The organism is Xenococcus sp. PCC 7305, assembly GCF_000332055.1.
GTDB lineage: Bacteria > Cyanobacteriota > Cyanobacteriia > Cyanobacteriales > Xenococcaceae > Xenococcus.
The window spans coordinates 1-25450 of the sequence record NZ_ALVZ01000153.1 but is presented as its reverse complement, the minus strand read 5'-3'; the positions used below and the strand labels follow the sequence as shown (position 1 = coordinate 25450).

At 38.6% G+C, this 25450-nt stretch carries 23 protein-coding genes; 14 read left to right on the top strand and 9 right to left on the bottom strand.

The features are described 5' to 3' along the window. Positions 1–82 precede the first annotated feature (82 nt). Positions 83–253, bottom strand: a complete 171-nt coding sequence (locus XEN7305_RS29305; RefSeq protein WP_006509183.1) for a hypothetical protein — start codon at positions 251–253, stop codon at positions 83–85. A 73-nt stretch (positions 254–326) separates the two neighbouring features. On the opposite strand from XEN7305_RS29305, the gene XEN7305_RS09475 reads away from it, so the two are divergent. Together XEN7305_RS09475 and XEN7305_RS09470 are read left to right on the top strand one after the other, a co-directional pair. Further along, positions 327–881, top strand: a complete 555-nt coding sequence (locus tag XEN7305_RS09475) for a DUF2854 domain-containing protein (protein WP_006509182.1) — start codon at positions 327–329, stop codon at positions 879–881. A gap of 15 nt (positions 882–896) precedes the next feature. Then, positions 897–1325 (top strand): NUDIX hydrolase, encoded by a 429-nt coding sequence (locus XEN7305_RS09470; protein WP_006509181.1) that lies wholly within the window; start codon positions 897–899, stop codon positions 1323–1325. Positions 1326–1458: 133 nt separating this feature from the next. Here the strand turns inward: XEN7305_RS09470 and XEN7305_RS09465 are convergent, their stop codons facing one another. Next, a complete protein-coding gene (locus XEN7305_RS09465) occupies positions 1459–2652 on the bottom strand; it encodes a type IV pilus twitching motility protein PilT (protein ID WP_006509180.1) in 1194 nt (397 codons plus the stop codon). A gap of 459 nt (positions 2653–3111) precedes the next feature. On the opposite strand from XEN7305_RS09465, the gene XEN7305_RS09460 reads away from it, so the two are divergent. The 4 genes from XEN7305_RS09460 (at position 3112) to XEN7305_RS09445 (ending at position 7237) form a co-directional block, all read left to right on the top strand. Continuing rightward, the gene (locus tag XEN7305_RS09460; RefSeq protein ID WP_006509179.1) at positions 3112–3483 is read left to right on the top strand and encodes a hypothetical protein; all 372 of its coding nucleotides are present in this window, start codon (positions 3112–3114) and stop codon (positions 3481–3483) included. 413 nt (positions 3484–3896) lie between these two features. After that, positions 3897–4430 carry a hypothetical protein gene (locus XEN7305_RS09455; RefSeq protein WP_144053230.1) on the top strand — a complete coding sequence of 178 codons (534 nt, stop codon included), beginning with the start codon at positions 3897–3899 and terminating at the stop codon, positions 4428–4430. A 4-nt stretch (positions 4431–4434) separates the two neighbouring features. Further along, positions 4435–5430, top strand: a complete 996-nt coding sequence (gene pstS / locus XEN7305_RS09450; RefSeq protein ID WP_006509177.1) for a phosphate ABC transporter substrate-binding protein PstS — start codon at positions 4435–4437, stop codon at positions 5428–5430. Positions 5431–5470: 40 nt separating this feature from the next. Continuing rightward, positions 5471–7237 (top strand): iron uptake porin, encoded by a 1767-nt coding sequence (locus XEN7305_RS09445; RefSeq protein ID WP_006509176.1) that lies wholly within the window; start codon positions 5471–5473, stop codon positions 7235–7237. 49 nt (positions 7238–7286) lie between these two features. Here the strand turns inward: XEN7305_RS09445 and moeB are convergent, their stop codons facing one another. After that, positions 7287–8447 carry a molybdopterin-synthase adenylyltransferase MoeB gene (gene moeB / locus XEN7305_RS09440; protein WP_006509175.1) on the bottom strand — a complete coding sequence of 387 codons (1161 nt, stop codon included), beginning with the start codon at positions 8445–8447 and terminating at the stop codon, positions 7287–7289. A 153-nt stretch (positions 8448–8600) separates the two neighbouring features. Here moeB and folK point away from each other — a divergent pair, with 153 nt between their 5' ends. Beyond that, positions 8601–9095 (top strand): 2-amino-4-hydroxy-6-hydroxymethyldihydropteridine diphosphokinase, encoded by a 495-nt coding sequence (gene folK / locus XEN7305_RS09435; RefSeq protein ID WP_006509174.1) that lies wholly within the window; start codon positions 8601–8603, stop codon positions 9093–9095. Positions 9096–9492: 397 nt separating this feature from the next. On the opposite strand, the gene XEN7305_RS09430 is transcribed toward folK, so the two are convergent. Continuing rightward, complete coding sequence (locus XEN7305_RS09430) at positions 9493–10245, bottom strand: Rpn family recombination-promoting nuclease/putative transposase (RefSeq protein ID WP_238568955.1); 753 nt, start codon at positions 10243–10245, stop codon at positions 9493–9495. A gap of 1058 nt (positions 10246–11303) precedes the next feature. On the opposite strand from XEN7305_RS09430, the gene XEN7305_RS09420 reads away from it, so the two are divergent. Then, positions 11304–12263: a glutathione S-transferase family protein gene (locus XEN7305_RS09420; RefSeq protein ID WP_006509171.1), complete on the top strand. Its 960-nt coding sequence runs from the start codon at positions 11304–11306 to the stop codon at positions 12261–12263. 47 nt (positions 12264–12310) lie between these two features. Here the strand turns inward: XEN7305_RS09420 and XEN7305_RS09415 are convergent, their stop codons facing one another. The 4 genes from XEN7305_RS09415 to XEN7305_RS09400 all read right to left on the bottom strand — a co-directional run bounded on the left by XEN7305_RS09415 (position 12311) and on the right by XEN7305_RS09400 (position 16796). After that, complete coding sequence (locus tag XEN7305_RS09415) at positions 12311–13951, bottom strand: AarF/ABC1/UbiB kinase family protein (RefSeq protein ID WP_006509170.1); 1641 nt, start codon at positions 13949–13951, stop codon at positions 12311–12313. Positions 13952–14121: 170 nt separating this feature from the next. Further along, a complete protein-coding gene (locus tag XEN7305_RS09410) occupies positions 14122–14799 on the bottom strand; it encodes a response regulator transcription factor (protein ID WP_006509169.1) in 678 nt (225 codons plus the stop codon). A gap of 136 nt (positions 14800–14935) precedes the next feature. Further along, complete coding sequence (locus XEN7305_RS09405) at positions 14936–15274, bottom strand: response regulator transcription factor (RefSeq protein WP_006509168.1); 339 nt, start codon at positions 15272–15274, stop codon at positions 14936–14938. Between the two features lie 124 nt (positions 15275–15398). Next, complete coding sequence (locus XEN7305_RS09400) at positions 15399–16796, bottom strand: cell wall metabolism sensor histidine kinase WalK (protein ID WP_006509167.1); 1398 nt, start codon at positions 16794–16796, stop codon at positions 15399–15401. Between the two features lie 178 nt (positions 16797–16974). Between XEN7305_RS09400 and XEN7305_RS09395 the strand changes: the two genes are divergently transcribed. From XEN7305_RS09395 to XEN7305_RS09370, 6 genes are all read left to right on the top strand, one after another. Next, positions 16975–18210 (top strand): glycosyltransferase family protein, encoded by a 1236-nt coding sequence (locus tag XEN7305_RS09395; protein ID WP_006509166.1) that lies wholly within the window; start codon positions 16975–16977, stop codon positions 18208–18210. Between the two features lie 42 nt (positions 18211–18252). Further along, positions 18253–19431: a glycosyltransferase family protein gene (locus tag XEN7305_RS09390; protein ID WP_040897272.1), complete on the top strand. Its 1179-nt coding sequence runs from the start codon at positions 18253–18255 to the stop codon at positions 19429–19431. A 73-nt stretch (positions 19432–19504) separates the two neighbouring features. Continuing rightward, positions 19505–20938 (top strand): UDP-glucose/GDP-mannose dehydrogenase family protein, encoded by a 1434-nt coding sequence (locus tag XEN7305_RS09385; RefSeq protein ID WP_040897270.1) that lies wholly within the window; start codon positions 19505–19507, stop codon positions 20936–20938. Between the two features lie 82 nt (positions 20939–21020). Beyond that, complete coding sequence (locus XEN7305_RS09380) at positions 21021–22232, top strand: glycosyltransferase (protein WP_040897279.1); 1212 nt, start codon at positions 21021–21023, stop codon at positions 22230–22232. 80 nt (positions 22233–22312) lie between these two features. Next, positions 22313–23299, top strand: coding sequence for a glycosyltransferase family 2 protein (locus tag XEN7305_RS09375; protein WP_006509162.1), 987 nt, complete (start codon positions 22313–22315; stop codon positions 23297–23299). Between the two features lie 17 nt (positions 23300–23316). Continuing rightward, positions 23317–25122: an ABC transporter ATP-binding protein gene (locus XEN7305_RS09370; RefSeq protein ID WP_006509161.1), complete on the top strand. Its 1806-nt coding sequence runs from the start codon at positions 23317–23319 to the stop codon at positions 25120–25122. A 134-nt stretch (positions 25123–25256) separates the two neighbouring features. Here the strand turns inward: XEN7305_RS09370 and XEN7305_RS09365 are convergent. Beyond that, positions 25257–25450 (bottom strand): transposase (locus tag XEN7305_RS09365; RefSeq protein WP_006508662.1); only part of this gene is annotated, 194 nt, incomplete at its 5' end.

Sequence of the window (25450 nt, the reverse complement as noted above, 5' to 3'; positions counted from 1 at the left end):
AAAGAAAAAATAGTAAACAAAAGTACCCAGAATAGTGAAATGTCGCCTTGAGCAAGCGAATTCGGCTCAAAAACAGTTAATTCTATTCAGGGAAAGTCTCTTCACATTCTTCAATAAGTTCATCCAATTCTTCCAATGCTTGGTCAACATCAACTCTGAGAGTCCCAATACTAGGATTTTCCAAGAGATCGATCAAGACTTGTCTTCTACTAGCAATTGTTTTAACTCGGTCTTTGATTGTAGATTTATCCATTATCTTTATTGGTTTTAGTGGACTTAAGAATAGTAACATTAAGAAATATATACAATTCGATAAATTTTTGCTTATGTTACGTAAAATTCCTCTGGCTCTTGTGGGACTAACTGTAGGTGGCCTTTTAACCGTTGTCGGCATTGTTGCCTATGCCCTTGGCAATGCCACTTTAAATCTCGCAGGACTATTTTATGGTGTTCCTTTATTGCTGGGGGGTCTTGCGTTGAAAGCTTCGGAATTAAAACCCGTCCTTTATTCTCAAGCGCCCTCATCAGAAGTGATTGCTTTACGAGAAGCAGAGGCGACGCCGACTCAAAATCAATTACGCCTGGATGTTACTCGCTACCGTTATGGACAAGAAGCCCATCTGGATGAAGCTTTGGCAAAAATTGGCTTGAGTCCTGCCGATGATCAAAGACCAGAACTAATTGGTCTACACGAAAAATCTACTGACGGCTCTTATACTCTAGTGTTAGAATTCTACTCTCCTTTTGTTTCCTTGGAGAAATGGCAAGAAAGACAACCTAAAATTGAGAAGTTTTTTGGCCCTGATATCAAGGCAGAAATGACCGAAATAGAGGAAAACAACATTAACTTAGCATTGATAAAAGAACTTGCCTCAACTTAATTACTTCAACTATTAATGGCTTATCGTAATCCCGCACCGACAGTAGATACCATCATCGAGTTGGTAGATCGCCCTGAACGACCAATTATTTTAATTGAGCGATTATATACTCCCTTTGGTTGGGCAATTCCTGGAGGATTCATCGATTATGGTGAGTCAGCAGAACGGGCTGCTATTCGAGAGGCAAAAGAAGAAGTTTGTTTGGATGTGGAGCTAGTTGAGCAGTTTCATGCCTATTCTGATCCCGATCGCGATGCCCGACAACATACCATTGCCATTGTCTTTATCGCGATCGCCAAAGGACAACCTCAAGCCGCTGATGATGCGAAGAACTTCGCCATCTTCGATCAAGGACAGATGCCCAATAATCTTTGCTTCGATCACGCTCAAATCCTCAAGGATTATTGGCAATATCGAACTCAAGGAATCAGACCACGTTATTAAAGGATGAGGGATAAAGGATGAAGGATAAGGAAAAACACTATTAGGAAAAACATTACCTAGGACCTGATTATTTATGCGTAGTGGTATCCTTTAAGAAGTTCCTCATCCCTCATCCCTCGTTCCTCATACCTTATTAAACTCTTCCTCTTAACATCATTGCCATCTCATTAGGTGTGGGAGCACATTCCAAAGCGGTTTCTTCGGAAATTCTTCCTTCTTCATAGAGATCAAAAAGAGATTGATTGGTGGTGATCATGCCATCATATTCTCCTTGTTCCATCAACTGATGCATCTCTTCATATTTAGAGCCTTTGATATAGTCTTTCATTGTTTCGGTGTTGACCAAAATGTCATGGTAAGCAGCTCTTTTCCCATCAGTAGTCCGGCACAATCCTTGGGAAATTACAGAAACTAAGGACTCTGCGATCGCAACTCGCATGGCATCTTGTTCTTCTGCCGAATATAAGGTCAAAATCCTTTCAATAGTTTTGATCGCACTATTAGTATGCAAGGTCCCCATTACTAAGTGACCTGTTTGTGCAGCTTTAAGGGCTGTATTGACTGTTTCGCGATCGCGCATCTCCCCGATCAGAATGATGTCGGGATCTTCCCTTAGGGCAGCCTTGAGAGCATTATCAAATTTGAGAGTATTAATTCCCACTTCTCTTTGTTTAACTAGAGAACGATGACTTTGATGGACAAATTCAATCGGATCTTCAATGGTAATAATATGTTTGGCATGTTCTTTGTTGATATAATCCACCATCGCCGCCATAGTGGTAGATTTACCAGAACCAGTGGGGCCGGTCACTAAGATTAAGCCTTTGTGATGATCAGAAATATCTCTAAAAACAGGGGGCAAATTTAATTGCTCCATAGTCAGGATTTTTAACGGAATCAAACGCATGACTAGCGCTGGCCCATTGAGGGTATCAAAGATGTTAATCCTAACTCGGGCAAATTCATACTGGGTCGCCCCATCAAATTCGAGTTTGGTTTCAAAGGTATGAACTTCCTCTTCGCTCAAAATTTCATGCAACCAACTCATAAATGTCTTGCGATCGGTTTTGGGATAATCCGTTAAAGCCATTTCTCCGCGATCGCGCATTCGCGGTACTTCGCCGACTCCCACATGAATATCGGAAAATCCTGATTCGTAGGCATTGCGAATAATATATTCTAAAGTCGGTTGCCCCGCAGAACGTTTAGGACCTCGAGAATTTTGTGGCGTATTTTGATTTTCAGGCGAATTTTTTGGTTCATTTTTCGTTAATGACGGCGGTGGTGGGGGAGGTGGTGGTAGAGGATTGCCTAGTCCGTTAGTCATGCTTTATTTTTACTTTAAAAATTTTATTGCTTCTTACAATTAGCATTCCCTAAAAATATATTTGTCCAACAAAATATCAAAATTCTCATGTTAATTAAGCGCAAGGAATATGTGTCAATTTATTTAACAACAAAATTTTCTATGCATTTGTACTTAAGCATTTATGCTCAATATTTGTTGCCGTGACCAAGAAAACGAGAATATTTAAACTTATGTTACGCACAGAGTCATAAACAAAAATCATTTTATTTTGGAGAAAATCCAAGAAAATAGTCAGGGATCACGCTCTAATATGTTTTTATTGGCACTGATTGATAAAAAAAGAAATGTTAATAAATATTGAAAAAATGTCTCAAGCTGTTTTTTTTTCTTATACTTGTCTTTACAAGAGTGCTGAGTAGTTTCACTCAGAGAATGCTTCTTTAGTTGTTGTTGTCGTCGATAAATCCTTACAAGAATATGCAATTAGTTCAAAACAATCCCTGGAAAAAAAATATTTATCTAACTTTAAGTAAAAGCTTTTTACTATGGAGTTTCACCCTAGCCGTTTGCTTATTAGTTATCGGTTTTCCCATCGGAGTTTTGCTAGTTACTGTCGGCATTTTTGCGACAGTTATCTTGCAAACTATATTGCCATCTAGTGCTGTTCTATTGGTAGTAGGTAGTATTGTGGCACTGAATATTTTAATAGTGTTTGGCGGAGCAGCAGTTTTAACGGCCAAAGGTATTCACCCCGAAGAAGTAAGTTGGTTGAATTGGTTACATGGAGAAAATAGATCTATCAAGGCATCTGTTTACGCTTCTTGCCCTCTTACCTGTGCCCTTCATTAATTTTTTTAATGCCTCAGTTTTTTGTTCCTAGCTAATAATCTGATGTTTGTCCTTGGTTGGTCTTAGGTATATCTTATTTCTTCAAGAAGTACTTAATATTATAGGAAATCATCATAATAGTCAGGAGCATTTTTTTGGAAAGTTCCCATTTGATAAATTAATCTTGGATGGGACTTTTTTCATGTCGTTATATTCTTGAAAAACATCTGTATCGTTATCCTAAAAAAGAGCTTTGTCTTTTTTAGGTAAATTATTTTTAAGTAAAATTGCTTGGGGAATTGCTCAACCCTTAAGATGGTTAAGGTCTCTTTTGCTATGTATTGAGCTGTTTATTTTAACAAATAGGCTATCAATAAATATGAAATACCTAACAATAGGATAGAACTATCCATCCCAAAATAATGATTTTTCCCATGAACATTGGACAAAAGATTTTAACTACCACAGCAATATTTGCTCTGGCGCTCCCTTTTTCTTTAGCAGATGCGCAAGCTCAATCTTTAATCGAGACTGATGGGATGTTAATTGCTCAGAAGCTAGGAACAATCCAGAAAAAAATAGACTTGTCCCAAGTCCCCAATACTGTTTTATCCGCAGCCAATGCTGTAAGTGGAGCAGACCCAACTTACGCGAATATAGAGATTGGTCCGGATGGCTCTTTGGTTTATGAACTCGGAGGACAAAACCAGCAAGGCTTTGATTTTGAAGTTGACATTCAATCCAACGGTCAGATTGTCGAAATTGATGAGCAAGTAGAAGCCAGTGCGGTTCCAGCAGAAGTGATGAAAATCCTTAATTATTGGTTACCTGATGCTCAAATCGTTTCTACTTGGCGTAGTACCAGATATACTTCTTTTGATTATTACTATGAAATCGTCATTGGGGAAGATTTTTGGGTCGAAATTCCTGCTGATGGTACAACTTTAAAAATCAACCCATTGCCGTAAAACGATGAATCTAAGTTATTTTTCGCTGATCACGACGATCGCGTTTGCTGTGGGGGCCAATGCAGTTCAGGCTCAAACCATTAAGGGTGCAGGGGCTTCATTTCCCGAAATTCTTTATCAGAAATATCAAACTGAATACCAGCGTTCATCGGGAACCGAGTTTAAATATTCCTCTATTGGTAGCGGCGGGGGAATTCGTTTTTTTATCAATCAAGCTGTTGATGTTGGCTCTAGTACCCTGATTCCTACTCCCATCGAAAAATCACAAATGGAAGATGGGTTAGTTACTGTTCCGACGGCTGGTGGCGCGATCGCGATTGTTTATAATCTGCAAAATGTCACAACCGACATCAAAATATCTCGTAAACAATTAGCCAAAATTTTTACTGGTGAAATTGGCAACTGGAGCCAAATCAGCGCTCGTTTACCAGATAAAAAAATCCAGGTCGTCACGCGATCGGATAATAGCGGTACTACGTTTCTGCTGACCAGATATCTCAATCGCATAAGTGATGGCAAGATTGCAGCTAGTCGCCAACCTGATTGGGGCTTTGAACTCTATGCTCAACGAGCGCAAGATAGTGGAGTAGCAGCAGAGGTAAGACGTATTGATGGTGCAATTGGTTATGTTCAAGCAAGTTTTGCCGCCGAGAATAATCTACCGATGGCTAGGTTAGAGAATCTCGCAGGTAAATATGCCAGACCTAATGTAGAAGAAACGAAAAAAGCTTTAGCAAATATCGAGTTTAACGAGGATTTTACGATCGCCAATGCTCAGGAACCAGAAGAGGGTTATCCTTTGGTGGGTTTAACTTGGCTTTTGATTCCTCAAAAATATCCGACGGCAGAGGCAAAAGAGGCAACTCAAGAATTTATTACTTGGATTTTAACCTCAGGACAAGAGTTTAATGAAGACTTGGAATATACCAGGATTCCTGAGAATACTAGTCAAAAGGTTATTGAGCTTGTGAATAACGACTTAAAGGTTAGACCTTATTAGGGTAATGGGTAATAGGTAATGGGGAATAATTATAAGGTTTATGGATAAATTAACTGTTGTTGGTGTGCCACTATCATTCACTTCAGCAATATTAGGTTGCAATTTGAGTTTGCTCTCTCCAGTAGCGGCACAGGAGAATGATTTATTTCTTGATTCGAGTCCTGCTGAGTCGGAATCATTTCTGATTATTGATAACTTAAATTCATTCTCTAACAGCGATACCGCAGACATATTCGTCACCACAGAAAACCCAAGCTTTGATGACCCAATAAATCAAACTTTGGCTCAAATCGCACAATATGATCTACAAACCCAAGAGGATACAAATCTGGGGCCGGTAACAAAAGTTAGTGATCTAAGAGACATCAAACCAACTGATTGGGCATATGGCGCATTGGTAAAATTAATCAATCGCCATCGTTGTTTTGCCGGCTATGAAGACAATACCTTTAAGGGCGATCGCAATATTAGTCGTTTTGAATTTGCCGCAGCCTTAAATAGTTGTTTGCAAAAAATGGAAACCATTGCGATCTCCAAGTTATCTGAACAGTTCACTGAAGAAGACTTAGCCGAACTAGAAAAATTAATCAAAGAATTTGAGCAAGAGCTAATTGTAGTTCAAAATAAAACTGATCAACTAGAAGATAGAGTTGCTTTTCTCGAAGATCATAATTTTTCGACTACTTCCATACTCAGAGGAGAAGTAGCTTTTCAACTAGTTCACGCCTTTGGCGATAAAAAAGCTGTGCCTTCAGGGCAAACTCCGACAGAAAATCTCGACTCCGTTACAACTTTTGGAGCTAGAGCGCGCTTGAACTTTGACACTAGTTTCTCAGGTAGAGATTTATTTCGCACCCGTATTGAAGGAAGCAATCTTACTGGTTATGGTCTTAGAACGACGGGAACGCAGATGACTTTTCTCGGGGTTGCTAGCAATACCGGAAACAATGTCAGAATAGGACAAATATTTTATCGTTTTCCCATAGGAGATAAAGGTCAGGCTTATATTGCTGGAGCACGCCAATCTTCTAGTGCTTTTATCCCCGTGCTCAATCGAGCTTCTACTATTTCTTTGTTTGGTTTTAATAATCCTTTATACGACCTGGGTTTTGGTGCAGGAGGTGGGGTTTACTATCAATTTACCGATCTCATTGGTGCAGGAGCTACTTATTATGCAGGTTCACCCAATGATCCCGAACCTAGTAAGGGATTTTTTAACGGTGATTATTCGGCTCTGGGGCAAATTACCTTAACTCCTTCAGATAATTTTGGGGTTTCTTTTACCTATGCCCATTTTTTCACTCCCGAACCCCGCTTAACCACTAACCTGACGGGTTTTACGGGAAGCTTATTTGCTCAATCGCCTTTCGGACTAGAAACCGCGACTTCCTCAGATAATTTCAACATCTCTACTTCCTATCAGGTCAGCGATCGCGTAGAGCTGGGGGGATGGGTTGGCTATATTAGTACTGTCGCCAAATCTTCTCCTGCGGCAAGTGGCCTGGACGCTTCTACGGGTGCGAATGCGGACATCTGGACTGCCGCCTTAACAGCTTCTTATAATGATCTCGGAAAGCTAGGTAGTAAATTAAGCTTTGTCCTGGGATTGCCTCCCAAATTAACTAGTAGCGATGTCCCTGATAGAGAAGATGAGGACACTTCGCTGCATTTAGAGCTTTCCTATAATTACCCTCTAACCGAGAAGATTTCCCTAACGCCTGGTATTTTGACTATTACTAATCCTGAGCATAATAATGAGAACAACGCAATTATTATTGGTTTGATGCGAACCACCCTCAGATTTTAGAAAGAGAGAACAGAGAGAGAATAGTTTCTGCCCTCTGCCTTCTTAGTAATTAATATTGAGGGATACTAGAATCAATTTCTTGACTCCAGGCGTTAATGCCACCTTTGACATTAGTTCCTTCAATACCTGCTTCCTTGAGAATGGCTAAAGCCTTCGCCGATCGCCCGCCCAACTTACAATGAGCAATTACACGATGACCATTGGCTAATTCCTTAACTTTATCAACTCCAGAGCCAGCTTCGAGATCTCCTAGGGGAATGAGAACTGCACCATCGATCTTGGCTATTTCATACTCATTGGGGTTGCGAACATCCAACAGTATAAAATCGTCTGAGCCACTATCCATAAGTTGCTTCAGCTCTTGAACGCTCATTTCTGGAATCATAGTTTCTGTTTCTTGGGCTTGGGGAATACCGCAGAATTGTTGGTAATCAATAAGTTCTTCAATTACGGGTCGTTCTGGATTAGGACGTAATTTAAGCTCTCTAAAGCTCATATCCCAGGCATTGTAGAGCAACAATCTACCACTTAGGGTATTTTCGGCCCCCAGAATAATTTTGATAGTTTCGGTAGCTTGAATTGTGCCGATAATGCCACAAAGCACACCCAATACACCCCCTTCAGCACAGGAAGGAACCATTCCCGGCGGTGGTGGTTCGGGGTAAAGATCGCGATAGTTGGGGCCGCCTTCATAGTTAAAGACTGTGGCTTGTCCTTCAAAGCGGAAAATCGAACCGTAGACATTTGGTTTGTCTAATAGTACACAAGCATCGTTAGTGAGATAGCGAGTCGGGAAGTTATCTGTCCCATCTACGACTACATCATAGGGTTCTAGGATTTCTAAGGCATTGGCCGAAGTTAAAGCTGTCTCGTATAAATCTATCTGGCAATTGGGGTTAATTTGTAGAATGCGATTTTTAGCCGATTCGATTTTGGGTTTGCCGACCCAAGAAGTACCGTGAATAATTTGGCGTTGCAAATTGGAATTATCAACAATATCGAAGTCAACAATTCCGATTCTGCCAATTCCTGCCGCGGCAAGATATAACAGTAACGGAGAACCTAATCCGCCAGTACCGATACAAAGTACACTGGCTGCCTTGAGGCGTTTCTGTCCGTCCAGCCCCACCTCTGGCAATATAATGTGACGAGAATATGTTTGATAATCCTCTTTCGTCAGTTGGATTTCATCCAAATTGGGATTTAGCATGGTTTATGTTGGAACCTAAAAGAATGCTGCCAGGATTTCCTGAAGCTCATATTTTTTTTTCTGGGGTTCGTAAATTATAGTAAAAATCTCATGCCACTTACAAAAATCCTCTAACATTTAACATTTAGCATTTAACTTTCAGTTGGGGATCTAATGGGTAATCGATGCGCGATCGCGTTAGGTAGCAATTTAGGTAATTCTTTGGCTACTTTGGAGCAGACGATAAAAATTCTTGGGCAAACTCCAGGAATAAGTTTAGTTGCTGTTTCGAGTTGGTATCGTACAGAACCTGTGGGGCCGCCCCAACCTGATTATCTCAATGGTTGTGCTGTTTTGAACGTGGAGCAAACACCTGAGGAGTTGTTGGTTTTGTTTCAGGCGATCGAGTTACAGTTTGGTCGCATCAGAAGTGCCGAGACAAAATGGGGCGCGAGGACGCTGGATCTCGATATTATTTTGTATGGCGATTTGGTGATAGATAATTCTGTGCTGACGATTCCCCACCCGAGGATGAGCGAGCGGGCTTTTGTGTTGGTTCCTTTGGCGGAAATTGCAGCGGATTGGCAAGAGCCTGTTTCGGGTAAGGCGATCGCTCATTTGGTCTCGAAGATAGATTGTTCTGGAGTCAAACTTTTTCAAGCAAGTTAATTTATCAATTAGATTTTATTTATAAAGTGTTTTTTATCTCGCGCAAAGACGTTTACCCAGCTTCGTGTTCTGGGCAAAGACGCAAAGAGAATTAAAAATGATCTTACGTCTATGAACGCAGGTTAGTATCAGACGCAAGGGAATGTCGACCTAGCCAAGGCACAAAGGAGAAAACGCTAAGAAATCAAATGTAAAGTTTAGTGTGATTATGGCTACAAATTTATCTATCAATGAAAATGAAGATATACGCGAATGATCAAGACTTTTTGCACTACTCGAATTACCTTCCTATTTTTTTGTACCAAGAAAGCTAGTTTTTGAGTCGCGATCGCAAAATTAGTCTCAAAAGTAGATTGTTCTGGAGTCGAACTATTTTACGAACAGGAAATTTCCGAATTTATTTGATGTTTTCTCGAACTGAAATTTCTAATCTTTGAGCAATTTGTTCAATAGTCAAGCCTAATTCTTGCAATAGGGGAATCATTGCTAGTTTTTGTTGTGATTTTCCTCTCTCAATACCTTGTTCAATACCCTCTTCAATTCCTTCTAATTTCCCTTCTTGTTTAGCATCTTGATAAACTCTAGTTTGTTTGATTTCTTGCAAATTTAACATCTTTTCTATCTCCTCATAACTTAGTTTCGGGAATTTATAAATAATTATGGTTTCAATTAATTCTTGCAATTGTTGCTGATTAATACTATTTTTAGCTTCTTGTTTGGTTCTGGTAATTAAATTTCTGGCCAATTCTCCTGCTTTGCGTTTTGATTCTACTATTAATTTTAGTATACCGATTCCAAGATCGAGTGGCTCTTGTGTTGAGAGCTCATCAAGATATATTCTCTGCAATCTCTGTTGTGATATTTCTCTATATCTTGTCGGAATGGCGACATCATTACTTTTGCGATCGAAGATAACAATGACAAACCATTCAGGATTTTTTGGTTTATATTGACTGAAATAGAGAAAGATACTAGGAAACAGGCGATCATAAAAGTCTGCTTCTTTATAAAACTGTACTTCTACAAAGTAAAGTGGTAAATCGTTATATTCATCTTTGGTTGCAAATAAACCATCGAGTCGAAAGGCACGTTGTTTGATTTCTGGGGCGACAAATTCATAAGCCGTAATGTCAATTTCTGACCTTTCGATAAATTGAAAGAAGATCCAGGGAAATTCTTGGAATAATTTATAGAAAAGGGCAAGTTTGGTAATGGCTCAGCAAGAATTAGATGACGAATATCCCGCAAATATAAGAGTATGGGAATTAATTTGGGTGCATTGTAGACTTTACTTTGCTTTTTGGCATAAATCAGTGTCAAATGCTTCAGTAAGGTAGTTTTCCCTGAGCCAGGCGGCCCAATAACCGCTAAACGACGAAAGGCTTGAAATTCTTTCTTGGTGCTTTGCTTTAAAAAATCCCAAATTTCTTGGTTGCCTGTTTTTATTTGCTGGTGAATCATTGACCCAGTAGCTTTTTCAGGAATTTCTGGGGCAACTTGTAGTGAGACAAAAACATTTTCTAAATCCAACACTGGTAAGCCAATGCGGAATCCCTCTATTTTTAATTCTCGAAAGGTATCGATCAAACTCTCATAATATTTATTTTGGAATTGGGAGTTGATCTTCCACCACCAAGCCCAGGTAAAAACTCGTTTCGGTTGGTTGACGATCCACTGGGCGATCGGTTCTTCGAGGTTATCTAGTTCTTCTTCAATTTTGTCTAAAACCCGGTTGGTGACTCCTGAGAGGAATTTATATGCGATCGCAAATCCCGTCACTACAACTGTTAACAACGCAGATATTGCGGCTGCTTCAATCTGACCTTGGCTCAAAAACCCAAAAATTGCCGCACTGCCAATTCCAGTTCCGGCAAAACCACCATATCTAATGATTTTCTGAATTCTTTGCTGTCGGGCTTCTCTTCTGGAATTAGGTTGAATCTCTGACATCTGATGCGATCGCTGCTTAAGGAGGGATAGTTGCCCTCATTTTAGCGGAATTTAAGCTATTGAATCATGGAGTTTAGTAGCCTGATGATCTCCAGATGCGATCTCTGGTTTAGAACTAAGCTTACAATTTTTGGTACACTCCAGAACTATTCTCAGCATGTCAAAAAATTAGGAGGGATAGTGGTACTCTAAAACCCGCTACAGTAAATTTATTCAAGTAAGATTCTGTGCAACTTTAGCCAAATTTTGGGGAAAACTATGGGACTTTTGATTAATGGAATGTGGCATGACCAATGGTATGACACCAGCAGTACCAAGGGAAAATTTGTTCGTCAAGAACAGCAGTTTCGCAATTGGGTAACTCCCGATGGTCAACCAGGAGTTACGGGGAAAGGTGGTTTTCAAGCAGAAGCTGGACGCTATCATCTCTATGTTTCCTATGCCTGCCCTTGGGCTCACCGCACTCTGATTTTCCGAGTACTCAAAGGACTGGAGGAAATGATCTCAGTTTCCGTTGTTAATTGGTATATGGGCGAACATGGTTGGACTTTTGCTCCGGGGGAAGGTGTCATTCCAGATTCGTTATTTAACGTTAAATATTTGCATCAAATTTATACAAAAGCTGATCCCAAATTTACGGGCCGAGTTACAGTGCCCATTTTGTGGGATAAAAAGACTCAAACAATTGTGAATAACGAATCTTCCGAAATTATTCGCATGTTCAACAGTTCCTTTGACCATTTGGGTGCTAAAGCTGGGGATTACTATCCTGAACGATTAAGACCTGAAATCGATAGCCTTAATGATTTAGTTTATAAAAATGTTAACAATGGCGTCTATAAATGTGGTTTTGCAACTACACAAGAAGCTTATGAAGAAGCGCTACATCCTTTGTTTGAGACTCTCGATTTACTTGAACAACGCCTCTTTAGCCAACCCTATCTCACTGGGGAGCAAATTACTGAAGCAGACTGGCGATTATTTACCACATTAGTTCGGTTCGACCCTGTTTATGTAGGACATTTTAAATGCAATATTCGTCGCCTCGTTGATTATCCTAATCTATGGAATTATGTCAAAGATCTTTATCAAATTCCAGGTGTAGCAGATACTGTCAATTTTGCTCATATTAAAAAGCATTATTATCAAAGCCATAAAACTATTAATCCTACTGGCATTGTTCCCCTAGGCCCTGCGATCAATTTTCTGCTGTCTTGAAAGACGTAATGCTGCCAATGGCAAACTATCGTTGGATGTCTTGTTGCTTACTTAAGTCTACCGGAACGTAAAATACTAACGATTAACCACAGTCCTAAAAAACTGGCAGCGGCGAACAAAACATTAGTAATTAAAGACAATTGTTGAGTTTGTGCCCCAGCAGAAATAATTGCAGCCCCCATAATTAAAGAACCAACAACAATACTAAAAGATAAGCGATTAGCAGAATCGTCAATACTCCGACGCAGAGTATCAATTTGAGGAACCTTTACATTCCATTGCAAAGTTTCAGAACTAAAGCGATCTAGTAATGATTCAAACTGACGGGGAGATTGCAAAGATAAAGATTTAAAATCTAGCAAGGTTCTTAAAAGACTAGCCACAGGAGTATCCCCAATGAATTGACGGCGAAAAATATCCGTCATCAAAGGTCTGATTTCTGCTAATAAATTCAAATTGGGGTTTAGTTCACGGGCAACTCCTTCTAGGTTAGCTAAGGTTTTCACAAACAAACCCGTGTTGCGAGGTAATTTGATTTTATTATTACGGGCGATTTGTAGAATTGCGGAGAAAACCTCACTAAAATTGGTTTGAGCAAGATTGCGATTATAGTAGCGACGTAAAATCAGTTCATAGTCATTTTCCAAACGAGCTAGATTGGGAATTTGCTCGCTTTCTGAAAGTTCTAAGGTTAATTGTGAACAGCGACTAGCATCCATATCGACGATCGCGAGAAGCATTTCGGTAAGTAGCTTTTGGGTTCGCGGGTCTAGTCTACCAATGGAACCACAATCGATTAGGGCCACCCTGCCATCTTCTAAATAGAAAATATTTCCGGGATGGGGATCGGCATGAAAAAAACCATCAATGAACATTTGCTCAAAAAATGCTCGAAATAATAAGGTAGTAATTTGCTGTGGATTAAGTTTTGCGGTGGAAGTCAGCGGAATATCTGCTTTCAGAATTGGCTTGCCGACCAACCATTCCATGACTAAGAGTTTTTGGTTAGTTAAGTCCCAATTTATTTTGGGAATCACAATTTGTTCGGGTTTAAACCAACTACTTTTGGCTAGATTTCCACGCAAAGTGTCGGTGTAATGAGCTTCTTTCGTAAAATCTAATTCTGCTTTAACGGCCTCGGTAAATTCTTCGGCTAGAGCATTAATCTCATAGTCTTGACCAAAATCGGTTAAGGATACCAATTCTGCGATCGCTTTGATCAAGATAATATCTTTATCGACAATACGTTCGATTCCCGGACGTTGAACTTTTAGGGCCACCTCTTCTCCAGTGACTAAAATGGCACGATGAACTTGAGCGATCGAACCTGCTGCGATCGCGATCGGCTCAATACTAGTGAAAACCTCAGCGATCGGCCTATCAAGCTGTTGGGCGATGACGATTTCGACTTCTGACCAAGGAATCGGTGGCACACTCGCTTGCAGCGCGGTTAAAGTTGCAATATAGTCCGGGGATAACAGGTCGGGTCGCGTACTTAAAAGCTGACCAATTTTGACATAAAATGGCCCTAATTCAATTAATATTTTGCGAAATACCGCAGGAGGTGGCAGTTTGGGCTCACCGGCTTTGCCTCCTAGCAATAGGCTTTTCATGTAGCCCCAGCCATTACTGAGGACTATCTCTAGAATTTCTCTTTGACGACCACTGGTTTTGGTTAGTGAGAACACATTTTTAGTTGGTATTTAATCATTGCCATCTGTTGATTGTCACCTATTTATGGCGAAAAAAAACAATCAACATCGAGACAGACTAAAATGATAGCTCATAAATATGCTAATACTCATTACTTATTACTCATTACTTATTACTCATTACTTCCGCCTATCTGCACTAGACTCTACATCTGACTCAAACAATATCCAACCCCTCTAACAGTCTTAATGACCTTACTACCCAACTTTTTCCGAAGATAACCAATATAAACATCAACAATATTAGAACCTGGATCGTAATCAAAACCCCAAACCCGATCTAAAAGCTGTTCCCTTGTCATAACCTGTTCAGGATGAGACATAAAAGTTTCTAAAAGGCAAAACTCCTTAGCTGGCAGCTCGATTTCTTGTCCATTGAAGATTACTTTTCTTGTATGCAAATCGAGGGTCAGATTATTAATTTGTAACTGAGTTGTGATTTTTCCATTATGAGATGCGGCCTGAGACTTTCGCATACGCAAACGAATCCTAGCAAGTAATTCTTCAAAGCGAAATGGCTTAGTCACATAATCATCAGCCCCGCCTTCTAATCCTGAAACTTTATCATTAATATCATCCCTTGCTGTCAAAATAATAATCGGTAAAGTTGCACCTTGGCCTCGCAGTTGCTCAAGAACTTCTAAGCCGTCTTTTTTAGGCAGTCCTAAATCCAAGAGAAGTAAATCAAAGCGATTACTCAAAACAAGACCAATTGCTTCTTCTGCGTCTTTTGCCACTGTAGTCGTAAACCCGTTAGACTTTAACCCTTTTTCCAGGAAAGAGACAATACGAGATTCGTCTTCGGCAATCAGAATTCTATTCATCTAACGATAAAACATTAAACATTTACCACCAAATATTTCGAGATACAACTTTCGAAAGACATGATTTGATGATCTACTCCTAGTTTACTAATAATTGGTAAAATATCAGTCAAGATGGAGCTTTATGTTTGATTACTTAAAGATTGGACTTAATTCTTTCTAGTAAATCTTGAAACCGAAATGGTTTAGTTACATAGTTACTTGTCTCTTCAGTCGGTTCTGGATTATCGTAAGCGCTCACAACTATAATCGGAATTTCATTTCCTTGATTTTTCAATTCTTGTAATACTTGCCAACCATCTTTAACTGGTAATCCAAGATCAAGAAGTAGGAGATCAAAATCATTACTTTGCATCATGCTTAAGACCTGTTCTCCATCAGAAGCGATCGCCGTCTGGAAACCATTTTTCTTGAGCCCTTTTTCCATGAAAGCAGCGATGCGAGTTTCGTCCTCAGCAATCAGAATATTATTCATTTAATTTCAAAATTAATATTTTGTTTTTATGAGTTATTATTTTATGCTAAAAATCATTAAAGTTCAAAAAAATTAGCTAAAAATCAACTTTTGATTATAACTTATCATTGGTATTGAAAAATAGTTATGGTTCAGGATTTTTCGGCAAAATAATTTTAAAAGTAGAGCCTTTGTCTACTTGGCTAAATAACTCTACACGACCATTATGACTTCTTGCGATCGCAGAAACAATAGATAATCCAAGTCCTATTCCTTTAGTCGTATTTTGATTGTTACTAGAACGGACGAATCGACAGAAAATCTTTTTTTGATCTTCTAGGGGAATGCCAATTCCTGTATCCCTAATCCAAAAGTAAATATGTTTTTCATCAATAGAAGAACCAAGAGCGATGGTATCTTTGCTGGTGGTGTACTTTACTGCGTTATGAGCAAGATTCATCATTGCTTGAACGATGCGGTCTCGATCAATTTTAATTGTCCCCTCTCCTGTGCTATCTAGTTGCCATTGCCTCTCTCCCAAACCTTGCATTTTTCGATACATTTTCCGAGTAAAATCATCTAAATCCACGGATTTTAAAATTAAGAAATCTCTTCGTTCCGATCTAGCAAGGACTAATAAGTCTTCTATGAGCCGACTCATGCGATCTAATTCATCGAGAACTAGAGGAATAGTTTCTGCAACCTCTTGAGAATCATCATATTCTAATAATTCCAAATGACCACGAACAATAGTAATGGGAGTTCTGAGCTCATGACTAGCATCATTGAGCAATTGTCGCTGACTCCTAAAAGCTACTTCTAACCGATTCATCATGTTGTTAAAGGTTTGGGCTAACTCTGCCATTTCCCCTTGACCTCGAACAGGAATTCTTTGAGTAAGATCTTTGTCGCTAATGATATTGGCCGTATTAATCAAGGTACGAACTGGTTTCAAGACTGTGCCTGCAACTTTCCAGGCCAAAATTAAAGCTAAGAAGAATGTAATGACCAACACTTCTATGGCAATAATCATTGCCGAGATAACTTCTTTTCTTTCTCCTTGGGCAATATTTGCGACAATCAAGACTCCTTGACTATGTCCATCGGTCTTAATAGGTTCTGCCTTATAGATAATATCTCCCACCTGAGGATCTATAACTAGATTTTTTCCTCGAATCGGACTTGTGGTTTGGGCTAAATCGGTGATTAGAGAAGAGTCACCAGAGATAGCTTGAGGAAGACTAATGGGACTGGAACGATAAAATTTACCGTTAATGGTGGCAATCAAGAAGGTTTTATCTGCGGGAATTTTATATTGTAAAAAGCGATCAAAAATAAGTTTAATATCTTGATCACTATCTTCCTGGGAAAATTTTTCAAAAGCATCGAGTTCTTCTTTCAGGTCTTCTCTTACTCTTTGATCTACTTGAAGAATTGCTAATTGGGTAAAGACTGGAATCGAAAGGCCAACTAAAATAGCACTCAAGCCCAGATACCAAGCAAAAATCCTAGTTCTGGCTTCCCAAAGTTTTACATTTAGCATTTAACACTTATTACTTATCACTTATTGTTTATTACTTATTATTTATCATGTGGCAATATCCAACAAATTAAGAATTTTCTCATGTAAGCTTCATCTTGTTTCACATAAGCTTAATGACTCTTTTATGGCTGTGTTAAATACTTGTAAGTAATCCACATTACAAAAAGGAGTGTTGTCCATGAGGCTTTTAGTGTATTCTCACGATGCCTTTGGTTTAGGAAATATCCGCCGTATGTTGTCAGTTTGCCGGCATTTATTAGAAAATATTCCCGAAGTATCTATCCTTGTTTTATCCGGCTCACCCGCAATTCAAAATTTTACAATTCCTGTCAGATTAGATTATATAAAACTACCATTTTTAGGCCGTGATCGGAATGGGAACTTAGCAGCAAAATATTTAACTTCTGATGTGGCTGAAACTGTTCAACTTCGATCTAATTTAATTAAAACTGCAATTATTAACTTTAAACCAGATTTGATTTTGGTTGATAAAAAACCCTACGGATTATTAGGAGAATTAAAAGCGTCTTTGGATTTGTTAAAAACCCATGCTCCCAGAACTAAACTGGTTTTATTATTGCGAGATGTTTTAGATAGCCCTCAAGTGACAATCAAAGAATGGCAAAAACAAAGATATTACCAGGCTATTCAATACTATTATGACCGTGTTTTGGTTGTGGGCACGGCCGAAGTATTTAATCTAGTCAAGGAATATCAATTCCCCCAGATAATTAAAGAGAATACGATATTTTGTGGCTATCTCAGAAAAAAAATCCCGAAAATTTCTGTAGAATTAATCCGCGAGAAACTCAACTTAAAAGAACAAGAACAATTAATCGTGGTAACACCTGGTGGGGGAGAAGATGGTTATTCTTTGATTAAAAATTATTTATTAGCCATATCCAATATTAGGAGTAAATTTAGTTGTAAAACTTTAATCGTTTTTGGTAGTGAAATGCCATCAAAGGAAAGACAAGAATTACTACAGACAATTGATGAATACTCCAATATTATTACTTTGGATTTTACCGAGCATTTGATGAATTATCTACAATCTGCTGATCTTGTAGTTTCGATGGCGGGTTATAACACGATCACAGAAATACTTTCCTTGGGGAAAAAGGCTGTAGTTGTACCTCGTTGTAAACCCTCACAAGAACAATTAATCCGGGCTCTGAGAATGGAGAGCTTAGGTTTATTGTCTGCGATCGCACCAGACAACTTAACCCCAGAAAACTTGGGTCAAGCGATTAGCCAGCAACTAGATAACAATCATAAAGTTATCTCTAATTTAAATTTTGACGGCCTAATTAATGTTCAAAGAGAGATTTTAAATTTATTGCCTAACCACAGAAAATTTGGCCTACCGATTAATTCTAGATATTTTAATAGCTTTTATCCTATTGCTATCTAAAGAAATATCTAACTGCTTATCAATCTTATAATTATTTAAATCATGCCCAAATTGATGTTTTATTGTCAACATATCTTAGGGATGGGTCATCTCATTCGAAGTATTGAAATCGTCAAAGGGTTAATTCCCGAATTTGAGATTTGTTTTATCAATGGCGGACAAGTTATTGACGAATTTAAATTTCCTCAAAGAATTGAAGTTATTAATATACCTGCTGTTAAAACAGATTCAGAGTTTCAAGAGCTGATGCCTGTTGATCCGGGTCTAACAATGAAAGAAGTAGAACAAAATAGAAAAGAAATTTTATTAAATGTATGCGATCACTTTAGGCCAGACATTTTAATTGTTGAATTATTTCCTTTTGGGAGAAAACGGTTTTCATTTGAGTTGATTCCTTTGCTGGAAAAAGCTAAGACAATGGGCACAAAAATTGTTTCTAGTGTCAGAGATATAGTTGTCACCAAACAAAATCAAAAGCGCCATGAAGCAAAAGTTTGTCGTTTGATTAATAAGTATTTCGATATGTTATTAATCCACGGTGATCCAAGTTTTATAACATTAGACCTTAGTTTTTCTCGGATTAAAGATTTGAAATGCCCTGTATATTATACAGGCTATGTAGTTCAAGATAGCCCAAGCATGCGGGAGTCCTCGGAAGTTTGGGGAAGAAAACAACCATTAATTTTAGTTAGTGTTGGAGGAGGAAGATTTGGACATGATTTATTAGAATCTGTCGCTAAAACCGCACCTTTTTTAAAGCACAAAATACCCCATCACATTCAAGTATTTACAGGGCCATTTTGCCCCCAGGAAGTATTTGACAAATTGCAACAGATAACTAGTCAACAAAACAATATTAATGTTGAACGCTATACCTCTAATTTACTTGACTATATGCGACAAGCCGATTTATCCATTGGAATGTCTGGTTATAACACTACGATGAATATCCTAAGTACAGGAGTCAAAGCGATGATGATGGCATTTCAAGGAAATAACGATAAAGAACAAGAAACTCGTGTGAAAAAATTAGATTATCTTGGCAGAGTAAAAATGATTGATCCAGAAAATTTGCAACCAGAAGATTTTTCTCAACAAATTATTGATTATTTATCCCAAAATCCCAGAGAGTTAAACCTCAATTTATATGGAGTAAATAACACAAAAAACTACCTCAAATTATTAGCTATTCACAGCAACAAGCTAGTACATCAAGCTTAATTCATTAATCATCAATATTTTTATCTTCGATGATAAATAAAATGTCAATGTTCAATATTCAATGGTAAATACTATGCGTGTATGTGTAATTGGAACGGGATATGTTGGTTTAGTCACTGGAGTTTGTTTGGCTCATATTGGTCATCAGGTTATTTGTGTTGATAACAATAAAGAAAAGATCGCATTGATGCAATCGGGAGAATCTCCAATTTATGAGCCGGGATTGGAGGAGATTATGCGTTCGACAATGGTTGCCGGCAAACTAAATTTTACGAAAAATATCAATAATGCGATCGCGAACAGTCAAATTTTATTTATTGCGGTGGGAACACCGGCTTTGCCAACAGGAGATAGTGATATTCGTTATGTCGAAGCAGTAGCGCGATCAATTGGATTGGCAATTAGCGGCGAATACAAAGTAATTGTCAATAAATCTACTGTTCCCATTGGTTCAGGCGATTGGGTTCGTCAAATTATTAATAGTGAAATAGTCAAAAGACAATTAGACAATATTCCTCAGTTTGATGTGGTTAGTAACCCAGAATTCCTCCGAGAAGGCTCGGCAATTCACGATACTTTCAACCCAGATCGCATTGTCATTGGCGGCAGTAGTGACCAAGCAATTTCTTTAATGAAAGAACTTTATCAACCTATCGTAGACAGAAAAATTCCGGCTATAGATTTTCTCGGACAATTATCTCCTCAAACTGTTCCTCTTGTTATGACTGATTTAAACTCCGCAGAAACCATCAAATATGCAGCAAATTCATTCCTTGCAACTAAAATCAGTTTTATTAATGAAGTCGCCAATATTTGCGACAAAGTAGGCGCAGACATTACTCAAGTTGCTCAAGGCATTGGTTTAGATTCTCGAATTGGTAATAAGTTTTTGCAATCTGGGATTGGTTGGGGTGGTTCTTGCTTTCCTAAAGATGTTTCAGCATTAATCCATACCGCAGCTGATTATGGTTACGATGCTCAATTATTAAAATCGGCTGTTAAAGTTAATACTAATCAGCGCGTATTAGTGATCGACAAGCTACAGCAAGTTCTCAAAATACTTAAGGGTAAAACCATTGGCTTACTAGGACTGACTTTTAAACCTAATACTAATGATCTTCGGGATGCCCCAACAATTGATTTGATTGAAGAATTAACCCGACTGGGAGCGAAAGTAAAAGCCTATGATCCTTTAATTCAATCTATCTATCACCATCCTATTCTCTCGACGATTGATCTAGAAAATAACGCAATTGATTTAGCTAAAGATTGTGATGCTTTAGTCTTAGTTACCGATTGGCAAGAATTTAAATCTTGGAACTATACTCAACTGGCAAAAATAATGAATAATCCCCTAATTATCGACGGACGTAATCATCTTGATATCGATACTTTAGCGGCTGCGGGCTTTTATTACATTGGGATTGGTCGTCGAGCGCCGGAAAATAGTCTTGTTGCCAAAAGAGTGCAACGTGATGCGAAAAAAACAATCACTAAAGTTGCCTAAATAATCATTGAAAGAGAATGGCAAAAAAATTGCATCTCATAGAATTTTAAGACTTAAAATAGCCCAGCATATTATGTTACTCATGAAATCTAGTCAAACAATTTGCTTAACAGCTCAAGAATTTCCCCCAGATGTTGGTGGAGTAGGAGTCTCTGCAAAACGCATTGCTTTATTATTAAAAAGTTTAGGATATCAAGTCCATGTCGCAGTTTTCCGTTCGGTATTTAGTAAAGAAGAAGCATTGGCTAAAGCGGGAAAATTTCGTCGTACAGCTTGTAAGACTAGCGAACAGAATGGCATTATTCTTCATCGTCTGTATCCGGCAATTCGCTCCAAAGTAACTCGCAAACAAGATTATTTAATGGATATTTATGGACAATTAACTACTCTCCATAGAAAATATCGATTTGATGTTGTCCATGCTTTTTTCATTAATGAAACTGGCTTTTTAACCACAATGTTGGCCAAAGAGAATAATATTCCAGTAATTAATAGTGTGCGGGGTGCCGATTTACACAAACATATCTTTGATTGCCGACAGCAAAAACAAATTGCCTGGACCCTAGAAAACTCTTCTTGGATCACTTTTGTTAGTCAGGATTTGATGCACCGAGCAAGATTATTTTCTCCCCCAATATTGCATAAATCTTCTGCCTTTTTAAATTCTATTGCTTCGGTAAATTTTAGTGATTTGGTTACGCCATTATTAGTCAGTAAATTACGAGGAACAGTTATTGGTACTGTGGGTAATTTTCGCGATAAAAAGGGGATCGAATATTTATTAGATGCTTGCAAAAATTTAACAACAGAATTTACTTTATTATTTGTCGGGGATTTTGTGGCTAAAGAAAGTAAATACTGGGAAAAAGAGTTGGAGAAAAGTGGACTAAAAGACAATATTGTCATTACAGGAACAATTAGCCGCGAAGAAGTATTAGCTTATCTACCATATATGGATATTTTTACAATTCCTTCTCTTAATGATGGTTGTCCTAATGCTTTGCTTGAAGCTATGTTGGCCGAAAGAGCTATGATCGGAACTAATGTTGATGCTATTGGCGAGATTATTGAAGATGGAGTTAATGGTTTATTAGTTAATCCCTATTCTAGTGAAGAATTGGCGATCGCGATCGCGAAATTAATGAATCGTCCTCTACTGAGAAAAACCTTTGGGAAAGCTGCCAAACAAAAAGTCCTTCAAGATTTAAACCCTGCTGTAGAACAAGCCAACTGGGAAAAAATCTATGACAAAGTTTTAGCTCAATCTGCTCCATCTGTAATGGAAGTCGTTTGAGTTTTAGGTAGACAAAGTAAGAAAATTTAATCGGACTTAGAGAGTAAAAGAAGTCTTAAATTATAAGTAATAGATGGAAAATGAATCAACCAGATGTCACAATAATAGTCTCGCCAAGAGAACGTTTTAGTTATAGTCGTGAATCTCTAGAAAGCATTTACAAAAATACTAATTATCCTTTCTCTTTAGTTTATGTTGATGGGAATTCACCTCACAATGTACAAAAATATCTTCAAAATAAGTCTCAAGCCCAAGACTTTAAATTAATTCGTTCAGAAAAATATCTTGCTCCCAATCAAGCGCGGAATATTGGCTTGAATTTTGTTGATAGTAAATATTTGGTTTTCATTGATAATGATGTTTATGTTGAACCAGGTTGGCTAGAAAAATTAGTTCACTGCGCTGAAGAAACTGATGCTGCTGTAGTTTGTCCTTTAGTGTGTATTGGTCAAGAGCGCTTGTCAAAAATTCATTTGGCAGGAGGAGAAGCCAGAATTATTGTGGAAATTCGCCATGAAACAGTATGCCGCAAAGTTCATGAAAAACATTATTTTGTGAATCGTTCTGTTGATGAAGTTCAATCACAATTACAGCGTCAAAAATGTGAATTTGCCGAGTTTCACTGCATGTTAGTTCGCACCGATATTTTTCAGAGTCTTGGACAATTGGACGAAAAACTTCTGAGTACAAGGGAGCATATTGATTTTTGTCTGATGGTAACTAATGCCGGGGGTTCTATCTATTGTGAACCTGATTCAGTAGTTACTTATATTACTGCTGAAAAGTTTGCTTTATCTGATATTCCTTATTTTCTGTTGCGCTGGAGTGATGCTTGGGAGTTAGCGAGTCTCAAGCGTTTTCGAAAAAAATGGGATGTTACCAAGAAAGATAAATATTTTAGAAAGCGCTATAAACGCTTAGGGCATCGCCGCCATAAAGCCCTATTGCGTCCTCTAGTTAGAAAACTTTCTTTTGGGGGATATGCTACCTGGCTAGAAAAAATTCTGATTGCTGGAGAAAGACAATTAAATCAGTACATTAGCGATCGCTATAGTATTGAGCATTAAACATTGAGCATTGACAAATGATAAATGAAAAAAGACTATCTAGCATTAGGCGTATACTTAAACATTTTCTGCCGCAAATTCGACCTCAAATTAATTTAATCTTGCTCTCGTTTGTGGCTTTAATTGGGGAAACGGTTTTTCGTCTGCTCGAACCTTGGCCTTTAAAGTTTATTTTCGATGAAATAATTTACAAAGGGTTTCAGGTAGAAAGCCTCAAAGTTCCTTTTTTAGACAATCTCAATAGTTTCGGCTTATTATCTTTGCTCGCTGTCGGTTTAGTTGCGATCGCAGTTTTACGGGGAACGATGGCCTATCTTAGTACTACGGGAATGGCGGTGGCAGCAACCAGAATCATGAGTGAAGTCCGAGCTAATCTGTATGCTCATTTACAAAGTTTGTCCCTCTCTTTTCATCACAAAGCCAAAACGGGAGATTTAATTACCCGCGTTACCTATGATATCGAAAGACTGCGGGAAGTTACGGTAGTTGCAGCTTTACCTTTGCTGACTAATGTTCTGACTATGTTAGGCATGTTAGGTGTCATGATTTGGTTAAATCTGCAATTGGCTCTGATTGCGATCGCGATTTTTCCTCTATTTCTCTTGACAACCACTGCGATGAGTCGGCGTATTCACAAGGTAGCGAAAAAACAACGCCAGCGAGAAGGTGTTATGGCGGCCAATGCCGCAGAGGCGATGGGTGCGATTAAAGTTGTCCAAGCTTTATCTTTGCAATCAATGCTGGAAAAATCTTTTGCCAAACAAAATAAAAAAAGCCTTAAAGAAAGTGCCGAAACTCAAAGATTACGGGCAGGGCAAGAAAGAACGGTTGAAGTTCTAGTGGCAATTGCCACTGCCATAGTCCTTTGGCGAGGGGTGCAGTTGGTTATTACTCATGCTATTACTCCAGGGGATTTATTAGTATTTATCACCTATCTCAAAGTAGCATTTAAACCAATGCGTCAATTGGCTAAATATACCGGACAAATTGCCAAAGCGATCGCATCAGGAGAACGAGTGATCGATCTATTAGAAATCGTCCCCGAGGTCCGGGATTCAAGATGGTCCTATGCTGCACCTCTGTTTCAGGGCATGATTGAGTTTCGTGATGTTAGTTTTGCCTACGAAAATCAAGCTAATACTCTCAATAATATTTCCTTCAAAGCTTTCCCAGGACAAAAAATTGCGCTTGTTGGGGCTTCTGGAGGCGGAAAATCGACTTTGGTTAGTTTACTTTTGCGTCTTTATGATCCGCTAGAGGGTCAAGTTGTCATTGACGGTCATAATTTGCGCGAATATACCCTTGATTCTTTGAGAAGACAAATTAGCATTGTGCTCCAAGATAGTATTCTATTTGCTGCTTCTATTAGAGACAACATTGCCTATGGTTGCGTTAATGCCACGGAAGAAGAAATACTCATGGCAGCACAGTTGGCCAATGCCCATGACTTTATTCTGGATTTGCCAGATGGTTACGATACCGTCGTCGGCGAACGCGGTGCAACGTTATCTGGTGGACAAAAACAACGTATCGCGATCGCCCGTGCTGCGATTAGAAAAGCTCCCATTGTAATTTTGGATGAACCTACAGTGGGACTCGATAACCGTAGCGAAAGAATTGTTACCGAAGCTTTAGAACGCCTTACTTATAATTCAACTACCTTTTTGATTACTCATGATTTAAGAACTGCTAAAAACGCTGACCAGATTTTTTATCTTGAAGGCGGCAGAATTTTAGAGCAGGGAACCCATAAGCAATTAATGAATATAGGTAAACATTATGCAACTCTTTATCATTTACAGCAAACAGTTCATGTTAATTAACCTGAGTTCGACAAGATGAAACCAAGACCATACGCGATCGCTAAAAAATAAATTGCGCTCAGCAAAGCTTGGCGCTTTGTGCGTCATGAGATTTAAAATGGATTAGGCTCTATCTTCTAGCTGCTGAATCAGGGTTAAAAAACAGTAGGAGGGAGAGCCGATAAAGCTTTGGGCTCTAGATCAAGAGAAGGTTTCTGCGGGAAATAAGAGTAAGCTACTAATCCAGCCAGAAGATTCACCAGAAAATTCCAGATACTCCTGTGTCTTGAATGCTCTATTTGAGAAATATTTTTGAGTTGGTCATTGACTGTTTCAATTAAAGCTCTCT